This is a genomic window from Blastococcus sp. TML/M2B (assembly GCF_016612865.1).
In the GTDB taxonomy this organism is placed as follows: Bacteria; Actinomycetota; Actinomycetes; order Mycobacteriales; family Geodermatophilaceae; genus Blastococcus.
The window spans coordinates 1,315,189-1,328,200 of sequence record NZ_JAENZZ010000002.1 but is presented as its reverse complement, the minus strand read 5'-3'; the positions used below and the strand labels follow the sequence as shown (position 1 = coordinate 1,328,200).

The 13,012-nt window shown below is 74.7% G+C and carries 14 protein-coding genes; 12 read left to right on the top strand and 2 right to left on the bottom strand.

Going from position 1 to position 13,012, the window contains the following annotated elements:
* Positions 1–102: 102 nt before the first annotated feature.
* The 8 genes from JKP75_RS14915 to map all read left to right on the top strand — a co-directional run bounded on the left by JKP75_RS14915 (position 103) and on the right by map (position 6,677).
* Positions 103–2,226, top strand: a complete 2,124-nt coding sequence (locus tag JKP75_RS14915; RefSeq protein ID WP_200493198.1) for a DEAD/DEAH box helicase — start codon at positions 103–105, stop codon at positions 2,224–2,226.
* Between the two features lie 69 nt (positions 2,227–2,295).
* Positions 2,296–2,382, top strand: coding sequence for a putative leader peptide (locus JKP75_RS24705; RefSeq protein WP_375335649.1), 87 nt, complete (start codon positions 2,296–2,298; stop codon positions 2,380–2,382).
* A gap of 114 nt (positions 2,383–2,496) precedes the next feature.
* Complete coding sequence (locus JKP75_RS14910; RefSeq protein ID WP_200490538.1) at positions 2,497–3,618, top strand: LLM class flavin-dependent oxidoreductase; 1,122 nt, start codon at positions 2,497–2,499, stop codon at positions 3,616–3,618.
* Between the two features lie 122 nt (positions 3,619–3,740).
* Positions 3,741–5,033 (top strand): cytochrome P450, encoded by a 1,293-nt coding sequence (locus JKP75_RS14905; protein ID WP_309229879.1) that lies wholly within the window; start codon positions 3,741–3,743, stop codon positions 5,031–5,033.
* Entirely contained in the window at positions 5,030–5,224 is a 195-nt protein-coding gene (locus JKP75_RS14900; protein ID WP_200490539.1) for a ferredoxin, read from the top strand. The genes JKP75_RS14905 and JKP75_RS14900 overlap by 4 nt, the downstream gene beginning before the upstream one ends.
* Before the next feature lie 32 nt (positions 5,225–5,256).
* Entirely contained in the window at positions 5,257–5,547 is a 291-nt protein-coding gene (locus JKP75_RS14895) for a GNAT family N-acetyltransferase (protein WP_200490540.1), read from the top strand.
* Between the two features lie 48 nt (positions 5,548–5,595).
* Positions 5,596–5,910 carry an antibiotic biosynthesis monooxygenase gene (locus JKP75_RS14890; protein ID WP_200490541.1) on the top strand — a complete coding sequence of 105 codons (315 nt, stop codon included), beginning with the start codon at positions 5,596–5,598 and terminating at the stop codon, positions 5,908–5,910.
* Complete coding sequence (map, locus tag JKP75_RS14885; RefSeq protein WP_200490542.1) at positions 5,907–6,677, top strand: type I methionyl aminopeptidase; 771 nt, start codon at positions 5,907–5,909, stop codon at positions 6,675–6,677. The genes JKP75_RS14890 and map overlap by 4 nt, the downstream gene beginning before the upstream one ends.
* A 169-nt stretch (positions 6,678–6,846) precedes the next feature.
* Here map and JKP75_RS14880 read toward each other — a convergent pair whose 3' ends face one another.
* Both JKP75_RS14880 and JKP75_RS14875 read right to left on the bottom strand, forming a co-directional pair.
* Positions 6,847–7,983, bottom strand: coding sequence for a cystathionine gamma-synthase (locus JKP75_RS14880; RefSeq protein ID WP_200490543.1), 1,137 nt, complete (start codon positions 7,981–7,983; stop codon positions 6,847–6,849).
* Positions 7,980–9,389: a cystathionine beta-synthase gene (locus JKP75_RS14875; RefSeq protein WP_200490544.1), complete on the bottom strand. Its 1,410-nt coding sequence runs from the start codon at positions 9,387–9,389 to the stop codon at positions 7,980–7,982. The genes JKP75_RS14880 and JKP75_RS14875 overlap by 4 nt, the downstream gene beginning before the upstream one ends.
* Positions 9,390–9,482: 93 nt before the next feature.
* Between JKP75_RS14875 and JKP75_RS14870 the strand changes: the two genes are divergently transcribed.
* The 4 genes from JKP75_RS14870 (at position 9,483) to JKP75_RS14855 (ending at position 13,012) form a co-directional block, all read left to right on the top strand.
* The gene (locus JKP75_RS14870) at positions 9,483–10,517 is read left to right on the top strand and encodes an aldo/keto reductase (RefSeq protein ID WP_200490545.1); all 1,035 of its coding nucleotides are present in this window, start codon (positions 9,483–9,485) and stop codon (positions 10,515–10,517) included.
* The gene (locus tag JKP75_RS14865) at positions 10,514–11,311 is read left to right on the top strand and encodes an alpha/beta fold hydrolase (RefSeq protein WP_200490546.1); all 798 of its coding nucleotides are present in this window, start codon (positions 10,514–10,516) and stop codon (positions 11,309–11,311) included. The genes JKP75_RS14870 and JKP75_RS14865 overlap by 4 nt, the downstream gene beginning before the upstream one ends.
* A gap of 24 nt (positions 11,312–11,335) precedes the next feature.
* A complete protein-coding gene (locus JKP75_RS14860) occupies positions 11,336–12,733 on the top strand; it encodes an FGGY family carbohydrate kinase (protein ID WP_200490547.1) in 1,398 nt (465 codons plus the stop codon).
* A 90-nt stretch (positions 12,734–12,823) separates the two neighbouring features.
* Positions 12,824–13,012 carry a hypothetical protein gene (locus JKP75_RS14855; protein WP_200490548.1) on the top strand — a complete coding sequence of 63 codons (189 nt, stop codon included), beginning with the start codon at positions 12,824–12,826 and terminating at the stop codon, positions 13,010–13,012.

The following is a 13,012-nucleotide window of genomic DNA, read 5'->3' as shown; positions in this document are numbered from 1 at the left end:
CACTGTGAGGGCCGTTTCTCATCCGCCGATCTCGGCACCGCCCGGGGCAGGGGCCTCCTGCACCCGCCGGGCGAGCGTGCCCGGCCGTTCGAGGAGGAGCAGTTGGCTCGACGAGGGCAGCCCCAGACCGGGGCCCGCCGCGCCCCAGGGCGCGGTCAGCGCCGTGCCCGCGGGCCGGAGGACGTCATCGCGGTGCTGGCCCGGGCGGTGCGCGAGGTGGAGGCCGCCGTCCAGCGCGGCTCGGTGACCGCGAGCGTGCGCACGAAGTTCCAGGCCGTGGCCCTCGTGGCGCGCGACGAGCGCGCCCGGGTCAAGGCGGACGAGGCCAGCAGCCCGAGCCACCGCGCCGAGCAGCTGAAGCGGCTCGACGGCATCGCGACGATCCTGGCGCGCACCGCCGTCCGCGACTCCGCGCTCCTGGCCCTCCTCGGCGAGGACGCCGTCGTGTCGGAGTCGGCCCGGGCGCTGCGCACCGAGATGCTGCGCGCCGCCGGGATCGAGCCCGAGCCGGTCGAACCGCCGCCCGCCGAGCCGGTCGAGGCCCCCGCCGCGCTCGAGCGCCGCGTCGTCCCCCAGTCGGTGGTCTCGCGGCAGCTGGCCAACCCGTTCCTCGCACCGGACTTCGACGCCGCCCGCCCGCAGGCCGCACCCCGGCCGCACCGGCTGGCCGGCTGGGAGCTCATGGCCCCGCTGCTCAACTCCTTCGAGCGCGCCGGCGGGGGAGCCCCCGCGTGCATGGACCTGCCGTTCCCGACCGACCGGTTCACCCCGATGGGCTCGGAGCTGATGCCGCACCAGGGGCAGCTGGTCGCCGCCGCGGCCGGTGGGCACCGCACCTTCCTGCTGGCCGACGAGCCCGGCCTGGGCAAGACCGCGCAGGCGCTGCTCGCCGCCGAGGCCGCCGACGCCTACCCGCTGCTGGTCGTGGTGCCCAACGTGGTCAAGACCAACTGGGCGCGCGAGGCCGGGCGCTGGACGCCGCACCGCAAGGCGACCGTCGTGCAGGGCAACGGCGACACCGTCGACGGCTTCGCCGACGTCGTGGTGGTCAACTACGAGGTGCTCGACCGGCACGTCGGCTGGCTGGGCGACTTCGGCTTCCGCGGCATGGTCGTGGACGAGGCGCACTTCATCAAGAACAAGACCTCGCAGCGTTCCCAGCACGTCCTCGAGCTCTCCCAGCGGATCCGCTCCTGGACCGCGCGGCCGCTGCTGATGGCGCTCACCGGCACCCCGCTGATCAACGACATCGACGACTTCCGCGCCATCTGGCAGTTCCTCGGCTGGATCGACGACAGCAAGCCGCTGGGCGACCTGATGGACGCGCTGGAGGCCACCGGGCTCACCCCCGCCGACCCTGGCTTCTACCCGGCGGCGCGCCAGTGCGTCATCGACCTCGGCATCGTGCGCCGCCGCAAGGTCGACGTCGCCGCCGACATCCCGGCCCGCCGCATCGCCGACCTGCCCGTCGAGCTGGACGACAAGGCCGGCCGCTCCATCCGCGCGGCCGAGCGCGAGCTCGCCCGCCGGCTGGTGAAGCGCTACGAGAGCGCGCTGGCCGCCCGCGAGTCGGCCACCGTCGTCGAGGGCATCGACGCCGACCTGGTCCGCAAGGTGGCCGGGTGGGAGCTCAAGGACGCGAACTCGTCGGCGACCGGCGAGAACGTCTTCGGCATGATGCGGCGGATCGGCCAGGCCAAGGCCGGGCTCGCCGCCGACTACGCCGCCCAGCTGGCCCGCAGCGCCGGCAAGGTGGTCTTCTTCGCCAAGCACGTCGACGTCATGGACGTCGCGGAGGAGTCGTTCGCCGCCCAGGGCATCCGGTTCGCCTCGATCCGGGGTGACCAGACGCCGTCGGCCCGCCAGCGGAACATCGACGCGTTCGTCACCGACCCCGAGGTGGCCGTCGCGGTCTGCTCGCTGACCGCCGCGGGCGTGGGGCTCAACCTGCAGGTGGCCTCCAACATCGTGCTGGCCGAGCTCTCCTGGACCGACGCCGAGCAGACGCAGGCCATCGACCGCAGCCACCGCATCGGGCAGACCGAGCCGGTCACCGCCTGGCGGATCATCGCCGCGCAGACCATCGACGCCCGGATCGCCGAGCTCATCGACAGCAAGGCCGGGCTCGCCGCCCGGGCGCTCGACGGGTCCGACGAGGTCGCGTCCTCGACCGACGTGCAGCTCGAGGCGCTCGTCGCCCTGCTCACCACCGCGCTCTCGGAGTAGGCGACCCCTGCCGGGTGCTCGGGGAGCCCGGTGCTGGGCCAATCCCTACCAAGCTGATAGACATGCTGCATGACGCGCTCCGGCACCGCTCTGGTGACCCGTGTGCACGTGGACCTGCGGCGCTCGGCGAGCGCGCTGTGTCCGAGCCGTCGCTGAGCTGACGCTCGCGGCCGCTGCCCGGCCGCTCCCTTCCCCGTCCCGTGCCCGGACGGCCGCCGTGCGGCCGGTCCGGCCCGCGGGCTCCTCCCCACCTCACCCCGGAGTACTGGCATGTCCCTGCACCTGCACTGGTTCCTCCCCACCTCCGGCGACGGGCGCGAGGTCGTCGGCGCCGCCAAGGCCGCCGGCGCCGGCTCGGTCGACCGCCCGCCCACGCTGGACTACCTCGGCCAGGTCGCGCGCGCCGCCGAGTCGCTCGGCTTCGAGGCCGTGCTGACCCCGACCGGCACCTACTGCAGCGACGCCTGGATCACCACGGCGGCGCTGCTCGGCCAGACCAGCACGCTGAAGTTCCTCGTCGCCTTCCGGCCGGGCCTGATCACCCCGACGCTGGCCGCCCAGCAGGCCGCCGCCTACGCCGAGCTCTCCGGTGGGCGGCTGCTGCTCAACGTGGTGACCGGCGGTGACCTGCAGGAGCAGCGCCGCTTCGGCGACTGGCTGGACCACGACCAGCGCTACGCGCGCACCGACGAGTTCCTCCAGGTGCTGAAGGGCGCCTGGTCCGGCGTCCCGTTCGACTTCGAGGGCGAGCACTTCCGCGTCGCCGGCGCCACCGTGGCCCGGCCGCCCGCGGTCGCGCCGGAGATCTTCTTCGGTGGTGCCAGCCCGGCCGGGCGCGAGGTGGCCGCGGCGCAGGCCGACACCTACCTCACCTGGACCGAGCCGCCGGCCCAGGTCGGCGAGCTGGTGGAGGACGTGCGGCAGCGCGCCGCCCGGCACGGCCGCACGCTGCGCTTCGGCATCCGCGCGCACGTCATCGCCCGGGACACCTCCGAGGAGGCCTGGGCCGAGGCCGGGCGCATCCAGGCCCGCATGGACCCGAAGGTCATCGCCCGCGCCCAGGAGAAGTTCAGCGCTGCTGACAGCGAGGGCCAGCGCCGGCAGGCCGCGCTGCGCAACGGCGCCAACGAGCGGCTGGAGATCCACCCCGGCCTGTGGGCGGGACCGGGCCTCGTGCGGCAGGGGGCCGGGACGGCGCTGGTCGGCAGCCACGCCGAGGTCGCCTCGCTGATCGAGGAGTACGCCGCTGTCGGCGTCGAGCACGTCATCCTCTCCGGGCAGCCGCACCTGGAGGAGGCCTACTGGGTGGGCGAGGGCGTGCTGCCGGAGCTGCGCCGCCGCGGGCTGACCGGGGCCGCGGCGGGCGAGCTGCGGGTCCCCGCTCTGGTCTGAACCGGCCGCGCGGGGGAGGGGTGGCGCAATCGGGGGCACCCGAGTGTTGTGCGTCACCCCTCCGCTGATTAGCGTCAGCGCTGACCGTTTTCATCTGCCCGACAGTGAGGCGCCCCGTGTCCGTGAACACCCCTGCCGGCTCCGTCGACGTCGATGCGCTCGACATCGACGCGATCGACCTCTCCGACCGCGACTTCTGGGCGGAGCCGCCGGCGGTCCGGCACGCGGTCTTCGACAAGCTGCGCGCCGAGCGCCCCATCGCCCACTTCGAGGAGCCGGTGATGGAGGGCATGGAGCCCGGCCCCGGCTACTGGGCGGTCACCCGCCTCGCCGACCTCGACGCGATCAGCTCCGAGCCGGCCACCTTCTGCTCGGGCAAGGGCGCGGTGTCCATCCAGGACCTGCCGGCCGACCTCAGCGAGTTCTACGGCTCGATGATCAGCATGGACGACCCGCGGCACGCGCGGATCCGGCGGATCGTCGCCAAGACCTTCACGCCCCGGATGCTCGAGCAGGTCCTCGACTCCGTGATCGGCATCGTCGACCAGGTGCTGGTCGAGGCCCGCGCCAAGGCCGAGGCGGGCGACGGCTCGATCGACGTCGTCGCCGACATCGCCGCGCCGATCCCGCTGCGCATCATCTGCGACATGATGGGCGTCCCCGAGGAGGACCGCCTGCTGGTCCTCAACGCCTCGAACACCATCCTCTCCGGCGGCGACCCCGAGCTGACCGACGAGGAGGACCCGCTCACCGCGCTCCTCGAGGCCGGCATGAACATGGCCGCGCTCATGGAGCGGCTGGCCGCAGAGCGCGTCGCCAACCCCACCGACGACCTGACGACGGCGCTGGTCAACAGCGAGGTGGACGGCGAGAAGCTGACCCACCAGGAGATCGCCTCGTTCTTCATCCTGCTGCTGGTGGCCGGCAACGAGACCACCCGCACGGCGATCGCGCAGGGCCTGTTCGCCCTGTCGGAGAACCCGGACCAGCGCGCCGCCTGGATGGCCGACCCGTCGCTGGACAAGACCGCCGTCGAGGAGATCGTCCGCTGGGTCAGCCCGGTCACCTGGATGCGCCGCACCGCGACCCGGGACGGCGAGGTGAACGGCCACTCCTTCAAGGAGGGCGACAAGTTCCTGCTGTTCTACGCCGCGGCCAACCGCGACCCGGAGGCGTTCGAGAACCCGCACCGGTTCGACGTCAGCCGCAACCCGAACAACCACGTCGGCTTCGGCGGGCACGGACCGCACTTCTGCCTGGGCGCCCACCTGGCCCGCCGCGAGCTGGCGGTGACCTTTCGCCGGCTGTTCGAGATCTGCCCCGACCTGGAGATCACCGGCGAGCCCGACCGGCTGCGCTCCTCCTTCGTCAACGGCCTCAAGCGGCTGCCGGCGCGGTTCACGGGGCAGCGATGAGCCGGGTGCAGGTCGACCGCGAGCGCTGCGTCGGCTCGGGCGTGTGCGAGTCCCTGGCGCCCGACGTCTTCGAGCTCGACGACGACGGCGTCCTCCAGCTGCACCGGGAGGAACCCGAGGCCCGCGAGCTGGACGCGGTCCGCGACGCCGTCCAGTCCTGCCCCGCACGGGCACTCGCCCTGGCGGAGTGATCGAAGCGGCCGCTCGCGGGTAGGGGCTGGGCATGGAGCCCACAGTCACCAACGCCCCGGACGCCAACCGCTACGAGATCCGCGACGGCGACCGCCTGCTCGGTCACGCCGACTACCAGCGCGACGGGTCCACCTTCGTGTTCACGCACACGGAGGTGGACCCCGACGCCGGGCAGTCCGGGCTCGGCAGCACGCTGGTCCGCGGCGCCCTCGACGACGTGCGCGCCCAGGGCGGCTCCGTCGTCCCGCGGTGCTCGTTCGTGCGCGGGTGGATCGGCAAGCACGACGACTACGCCGACCTGGTCGCCGGCTCGGAGAGCTGACCTGCCCCGACCGGCCGGCCGCCCGCGGCGGCCGATAGCGTCGCGGGCGTGATCCTCGAGCACGCGCTGCTGACCGTCCGGGAGGGCGAGCAGGACCGTTTCGAAGCGGCCTTCGGCCGGGCGCGGCGGCTGATCGCCGCCTCGCCCGGCTTCCGCGGCCTCCGGCTGTCCCGGTGCCTGGAGCGGGGGACGGGCTACCTGCTGCTCGTGGAGTGGGACTCGCTGGAGGCCCACACCGAGGGGTTCCGCGGCTCCCCGGCCTACCAGGACTGGAAGGCCGAGCTGCACTCCTTCTACGAGCCGTTCCCGGTCGTCGAGCACTTCACGACCGTGCTGACCGCCGCGCCGGGGGAGTCCGCGTGATCGAGCTGCGCACACCCGGTGAGATCGACGCGATGCGGGCCGCGGGCGCTGTCGTCGCCGACATGCTGGCCGCCGTCCGCGCCGCTGCCGCACCCGGCGTGCGGCTGACCCAGCTCGACGCCGTGGCCCGCGAGGTGCTGGCCGACGCCGGTGCGACCTCGCCGTTCGAGGGGTACGCGCCGCTGTCGACGACCCCGCCGTTCCCCGGCGTGGTCTGCCTGTCGGTGAACGACGTCGCGCTGCACGGCATCCCGACCCCGGAGGAACTCCAGGACGGGGACCTGCTCAGCGTGGACGCCGGCGCGGTGCTCGACGGCTGGGTCGGCGACAGCGCGATCACCTTCGCCGTCGGCACGCCGCGGCCGGAGGACCTGGAGCTCGTGGCGACCACCGAGCGGGCCCTGGCGGCCGGCATCGCGGCGGCCGTCGTCGGCAACCGGATCGGCGACATCTCCGCCGCCATCGGTGCCGTCGGCCGGGCCGGTGGCGTCGGCATCAACACCGACCAGGGCGGGCACGGCGTCGGCCGCTCGATGCACGAGGCACCGTCGGTGCCCAACGAGGGGCGGGCCGGGCGCGGGGTGCCGCTGCGCGCCGGGCTGGTCATCGCCATCGAGCCGTGGTTCCTGGGCGGGGGGAGCGACGACTACCGGGTGGACGCCGACGGCTGGACGCTGCGCAGCGCCGACGGCAGCCGCGCCGCGCACGTCGAGCACACCGTCGCAGTCACCGACGACGGGCCGAGGATCCTCACCCTCCCGCGCTGAGCGCGCCGAGTCATGCGAACTCGTGGTCATCGCCGGCTGATCGGCCCGAGTTCGCATGACTCGTCGGGCCCGGACCAAGTTCGGGAGGGCGCTGAGCGCGCTCATGCGCACCAGCGTGCCCACATGCGCCGGGGAGACCACTCCCAGGCGCATGCGGGCGCGAACCGGATCAGCTCAGCGCGCGCTCGAGGTCGGCGAGCAGGTCGTCGACGTCCTCGATGCCGACCGACAGCCGCACGAGGTCCGACGGCACCTCCAGCGGGGAGCCCGCGGCGCTGGCGTGCGTCATCCGGCCGGGGTGCTCGATGAGCGACTCGACGCCGCCCAGCGACTCGGCCAGCGTGAACAGCTCGGCCCGCTCGCAGACCCGCAGCGCCGCCTCCTCGCCGGCGCGCAGCCGGAAGGAGACCATCCCGCCGAAGCCGGACATCTGCCGCGCGGCGACGTCGTGGCCGGGGTGCTCGGGCAGGCCGGGGTAGAGCACCGAGGCGACGGCGTCGTGCCCGGACAGGAACTCCGCGACCCGGGCGGCGTTGGCGCAGTGCCGGTCCATCCGCACGCCGAGCGTCTTCAGGCTGCGCAGCACCATCCACGCGTCGAAGGGGCCCGCGACCGCGCCCATCGCGTTGTGGTTGTAGGCCAGCTGCTCGCCGAGGGTGGCGTCCCGCGTGACCAGCGCGCCGCCGACGACGTCGGAGTGCCCGCCCAGGTACTTCGTCGTCGAGTGCACGACGACGTCGGCACCGAGGGTGAGCGGCCGCTGCAGGTAGGGCGAGGCGAAGGTGTTGTCGACGACGAGCAGCGCGCCGGCCTCGTGCGCGATCGCCGCCGTCGCCTCGATGTCGGTGATGTTCAGCAGCGGGTTGCTGGGCGTCTCGCACCAGACCACGCGGGTGGTCGGGCGGATGGCCGCCCGCAGCGCGTCGGGGTCGGCGAGGTCGACCGGCGTGTGCTCCAGGCCCCACTCGGAGAGCACCCGCGAGATCAGCCGGAAGGTGCCGCCGTAGGCGTCGCCGCCCAGGACGACGTGGTCGCCGGCCCGGCAGGTGGTGCGCAGCAGGGTGTCCTCGGCCGCGAGGCCCGACGCGAACGCCAGGGCCGTCGTGCCCTCCTCGAGGGCGGCCAGCGCCGCGTGCAGCGTGTCGCGGGTCGGGTTGCCGCTGCGGCTGTACTCGTACCCGCCGCGCAGCCCGCCGACGCCGTCCTGCTTGTAGGTCGTCGTCAGGTGCAGCGGCGGGATCACCGCGCCGGTCGCCGGGTCGGGGTCCTGGCCCGCGTGGATCGCGCGGGTGTTGAAGCCGGTCATGACGCGACCGTAGGCGTGAGCCCCGCAGACGTCAGACCGGCCAGGTGGCCCAGCACGTCCTGCCGGGTGACGACGCCGGCGGGCTTGCCGTCGACGTGCACGAGCAGCGCGTCGGCGCCGCCCAGCTGGGCGACCGCGGCGCTCACCGCCTCGCCGGAGCCGACGATCGGCAGCGGCGGCGACATGTGCTTCTCGACCCGGTCGGCCAGCGACGCCTTGCCCGCGAACAGCGCGTCCAGCAGCGTCTTCTCGTCGATCGAGCCGACGACCTCGCCGGCGGTGACCGGCGGCTCGGCGCGCACGACCGGCACCTGGCTGACGCCGTACTCGCGCAGGATGTCGATGGCGTCGCGGACGGTCTCGTTCGGGTGGGTGTGCACCAGCGTGGGGGTGCTGCCGCCCTTGGCCTCGAGCAGCTCGCCCACGGTCTCGCCGGCGCCGGCCTCGAGGAAGCCGTAGTCGGCCATCCAGTTGTCGTTGAAGATCTTGTTCAGGTAGCCACGCCCGCCGTCGGGCAGCAGCACGACCAGGACGTCGTCCTTGGTCAGCCGCTCGGCCACGCGCATCGCCGCCACCACGGCCATGCCGCAGGAGCCGCCGACGAGCAGCCCCTCCTCGCGGGCCAGGCGCCGCGTCATCGCGAACGAGTCGCCGTCGGAGACGGCGATGATCTCGTCGGCGACCTCCTGGTCGTAGGTGCTCGGCCAGAAGTCCTCGCCGACACCCTCGACCAGGTAGGGCCGGCCCGTGCCGCCGGAGTAGACCGAGCCCTCGGGGTCGGCGCCGATGACCTGGACCTTCCCGCCGGACTGCTCCTTGAGGTAGCGACCGACGCCGCTGATCGTGCCGCCGGTGCCCGCGCCGGTGACGAAGTGCGTGACCCGTCCCTCGGTCTGCGCCCAGATCTCCGGGCCCGTGGTCTCGTAGTGCGAGCGCGGGTTGTTCGGGTTGGAGTACTGGTCGGGCTTCCAGGCGCCGGGTGTCTCGCGGCTGAGCCGGTCGGACACCGAGTAGTAGGAGCGCGGGTCGGCGGGGTCGACGGCGGTGGGGCAGACGACGACCTCGGCGCCGTAGGCGCGCAGCACGTTGATCTTCTCCTGCCCGACCTTGTCGGGGCACACGAAGATGCACTTGTAGCCGCGCTGCTGGGCGACCAGGGCCAGCCCGATGCCGGTGTTGCCGCTGGTGGGCTCGACGATGGTGCCGCCGGGCTGCAGCTCGCCGCTGGCCTCGGCGGCGTCGACCATGCGGACGGCGATGCGGTCCTTCACCGACCCGCCGGGGTTGAGGTACTCGACCTTCGCGAGCACCAGCGGGGCGTCGGGCCCGAGGTGCCGGGTGATCGACGACAGCCGCACCAGCGGGGTGTTGCCGACCAGGTCGATGACGGACTCGGCGTACTGCACGGCGTGCCTCCTCGCGGGCCCTGACCACCAGGACCCGGGGTCCACGATCCCACCAGAGGTGCCCGCCCTGGTCACCGGGACGAAGATGCGCCCATGACCTCTCCCGCACCCGGCACCCGCACCCTCGGCGGCCTGACCGTCTCCTCCCTCGGCCTCGGCTGCATGGGCATGAGCCAGAGCTACGGCGCCGCCGACCGCACCGAGTCCGTGGCGACGATCCACCGCGCACTCGACCTCGGCATCACCTTCCTGGACACCTCCGACGTCTACGGCGACGGGCACAACGAGGAACTGGTCGGCGAGGCGATCGCCGCCCGCCGCGACGAGGTGCAGCTGGCCACCAAGTTCTCCATCTCCCGCGACGAGCGCGGCCGGATGCGGATCGACGGCCGGCCGGAGAACGTGCGGGCCCGCGCCGAGGCCAGCCTGCGGCGGCTCGGCGTCGACGTCATCGACCTCTACTACCAGCACCGGGTGGACGCCAAGGTCCCGATCGAGGACACCGTCGGCGCCATGGCCGAGCTCGTGCAGCAGGGCAAGGTGCGGTACCTCGGGCTGTCGGAGGCCAGCGCCGCCTCGATCCGGCGGGCGGTCTCGGTGCACCCGATCGCGGCGCTGCAGAGCGAGTGGTCGCTGTGGACCCGCGACCTGGAGTTGGCTGCGGGTGGTGGGGCGGGTGGCGACTCGGTGCTGGGCGTCGCGCGCGAGCACGGCATCGGCATCGTGCCGTTCAGCCCGCTGGGCCGCGGCTTCCTCACCGGCGCGATCACCAGCCCCGACGACTTCGACGACGACGACTTCCGCAAGAACCAGCCGCGCTTCCAGGGCGAGGCGTTCCGGGCCAACCTCCGGCTGGTCGACGCCGTCCGGGCGATGGCCGAGGAGAAGGGCGTCTCGGCCGGTCAGCTGGCGCTGGCGTGGGTGATGGCGCAGGGCGAGGACGTCGTCCCGATCCCCGGCACGAAGCGGCGCAGCTACCTGGAGGAGAACGCGGCCGCTGCGGCGGTGCAGCTGAGCGCCGAGGACCTCGCCCGGCTCGAGGCGATCGCGCCGCCCGGCGCCGCCGAGGGCACCCGGTACCCCGACAGCGGCTACGCCTACGGCGACAGCCCGGAGCGCTCCGCATGAGCGCTCCGGCGCCGGTGACGAGCCGGGTGCGCGGCCGGGACGGCGTCGAGGTCGCGGTGCACCGGTGGGGGGTGCCCGGCGACCGGCCGGCGGTGCTGCTGCAGCACGGCTTCGCCGCCGACAGCCTGCGCAACTGGGTGGACAGCGGCGTCGTGGCGGCGCTGCTGGCCGACGGCCGCGCGGTGGTCGCCGTCGACGCCCGCGGTCACGGCGCCTCCGACAAGCCGCACGACCCGGAGCGCTACGGGGAGGCCGCGATGGCCGGGGACCTGGCCGCGGTCGCCGACCAGCTGGGCCTGGAGACCTTCGACCTGGCCGGTTACTCGATGGGCGGGATGGTCTCGCTGGTGCTCGCCGGCAGCGACCCCCGGGTGCGCCGGCTGGTGGTCGGCGGTATCGGCGCCGCCGTGCTGGAGCGGGGCCGGGGGGACATGCGGGCGGTGCGCTCCACCGCTCTGGCGGACGCGCTCGAGACCGATGACCCCGCGTCGATCTCCGACCCGACCGCTGCGGCGTTCCGCACCTTCGCCGACAGCACCGGCGCCGACCGGCAGGCCCTCGCCGCGCACGTCCGGGCGGTGCGCACCGAGCCGTTCCCGGTGGGGGCGATCGCGGCGCCCACGCTCGTGCTGGCCGGCGACTCCGACCCACTGGCCGCTCACCCGCAGGTGCTGGCCGACGCGATCCCCGGCGCCCGCCTGGTGACCGTGCCCGGGGACCACCTCGGCGCGGTGCGCTCCCCGGTGTTCGCCGGCGCGCTGGTCGGCTTCCTGGCGGACGACGGCGGCTCGTGACGGCCCGGCCGTGACGGCCCACCCATGACCGAGCCCGTCTTCCTCGGCGCCGACGTCGGCACCAGCGGCCTGAAGCTCGTCGCGCTGGACGCCGGCGGCGTCGTCGTCGCCGAGGCCGAGCGCGACCACGCCGTCGACCGCCCGCGGCCGGGGTGGGCGGAGACCGACGTCCGGGTGTGGCGCGCGGCGCTCGAGGCGGCGCTCGGCGACGTCGTCCCCGCGCTCGGCGGGCGGCCGGTCGGGGCGCTCGGCCTGTCCGGGCAGATGCACGGCGCCGTGCTCGTCGACGCCGCGGGCCGGCCCGTGCGCCCCGCCGTGCTCTGGCCCGACGGGCGGGCGGCCGCCGAGCTGGCCCGCTGGCGGCGGCTCCCGGAGGCCGACCGGGCGGCGCTGGCCAATCCGCTCGTCCCCGGCATGACCGGGCCGGTCCTCGCCTGGCTGGCCGCCCACGAACCGGGGGTGCTCGAGCGCGCGGCCGCGGTGCTGCTGCCCAAGGACGCGCTGCGGGCGGCGCTGGTCCCCGGCGCCGACGTCGCGGTCACCGACCGCAGCGACGCCTCGGCCACGCTGCTGTGGGACGTCGTCGCCGACGGCTGGTCGGCGGCGGCCACGGCCGCGGCGGGGGTGGCGCCGGAGCTGCTGCCCGAGGTGCGGCCGGGCACGGCGGTGGTCGGGACGACGGCGCTCGGCGGCGCGGAGGTGCCGGTCGTGGTCGGCGGCGCGGACACCCCGCTCGCGCTGCTGGCGGCCGGCACGACCGGCGGGCTGCAGATCAACCTCGGCACCGGGATCCAGGTGCTGCGTCCCGCGTCCGCGCCCCACCCCGCCGCCGACCCCTCGACGCACACCTACGCCGACGTCGAGGGCGGCTGGTACGCCATGGCGGCCCTGCAGAACGGCGGCTCGGCCTGGGCGTGGGTGCGGGAGGTGCTGGGCCTGGGCTGGGACGGGTTCTTCGACGCCGCCGCGGCCGGCCCGCCCGGCGCCGGGGGAGCGCTGTTCCGGCCCTTCCTCACCGGCGAGCGCGGCGGGATCGCCGGGCCGGACGACCGCGGCGGCTGGACCGGGCTCTCTGCGACCACCACCCGCGTGGACCTGGCCCGGGCGGCGGTCGAGGGCGTGGCGTTCGCGGTGGCGGCGGCGGTGCGCTCGCTCGACCTCCGGGACGACGGAACGCCCGTGGTCGTCACCGGCGGCGGCGCCCGCCCGGCGGTGGTGCGGCAGGTGCTGGCCGACGTCCTGGGCCGGCCGGTGGGCCACCTGCCGCTGCGCAGCGCCTCGGCGATCGGTGCGGCGGTGCTCGCCGCCCGCGGGGTCGGCGTCGACGTGGTGCCCCGGCGCCGTCCGGAGCCCCCGGTGCGGCCGCGGTCCGACGCGCGGCTCGCCGACGCCGCCCGGCGCTGGTCGGGCTCCGCCGGCTGACCCGGCGGAACGCCCGTCGCCCTGCGACCGTTGGACCACCACACGGGCCGGTCCACGGACCCGCGGTCACCGATGAGGAGGGCGGGCCGCATGGCATCGCTGTTCAACAAGGTCGTCCAGCTGGCGAACAGCCCGAAGGGCAAGCAGGCGATCAAGCAGGCCACCGAGAAGGCGCAGCAACTGGCCAACGACCCGAGGACCAAGGCCAAGATCGACGAGGCGCGCCGGAAGTTCCAGGGCGGCGGCAAGGGCGGTACGGGCACCGGCCCCGCGCACTGA

What these genes read in the sequence shown, in the direction of transcription:
- JKP75_RS24705 (WP_375335649.1), top strand. Translation starts at nt 2,296, where the DNA reads ATGACGCGCTCCGGCACCGCTCTGGTGACCCGTGTGCACGTGGACCTG.
- JKP75_RS14910 (WP_200490538.1), top strand. Translation starts at nt 2,497, where the DNA reads ATGTCCCTGCACCTGCACTGGTTCCTCCCCACCTCCGGCGACGGGCGC.
- JKP75_RS14900 (WP_200490539.1), top strand. Translation starts at nt 5,030, where the DNA reads ATGAGCCGGGTGCAGGTCGACCGCGAGCGCTGCGTCGGCTCGGGCGTG.
- JKP75_RS14895 (WP_200490540.1), top strand. Translation starts at nt 5,257, where the DNA reads ATGGAGCCCACAGTCACCAACGCCCCGGACGCCAACCGCTACGAGATC.
- JKP75_RS14880 (WP_200490543.1), bottom strand. Translation starts at nt 7,983, where the DNA reads ATGACCGGCTTCAACACCCGCGCGATCCACGCGGGCCAGGACCCCGAC.
- JKP75_RS14870 (WP_200490545.1), top strand. Translation starts at nt 9,483, where the DNA reads ATGACCTCTCCCGCACCCGGCACCCGCACCCTCGGCGGCCTGACCGTC.
- JKP75_RS14865 (WP_200490546.1), top strand. Translation starts at nt 10,514, where the DNA reads ATGAGCGCTCCGGCGCCGGTGACGAGCCGGGTGCGCGGCCGGGACGGC.
- JKP75_RS14860 (WP_200490547.1), top strand. Translation starts at nt 11,336, where the DNA reads ATGACCGAGCCCGTCTTCCTCGGCGCCGACGTCGGCACCAGCGGCCTG.
- JKP75_RS14855 (WP_200490548.1), top strand. Translation starts at nt 12,824, where the DNA reads ATGGCATCGCTGTTCAACAAGGTCGTCCAGCTGGCGAACAGCCCGAAG.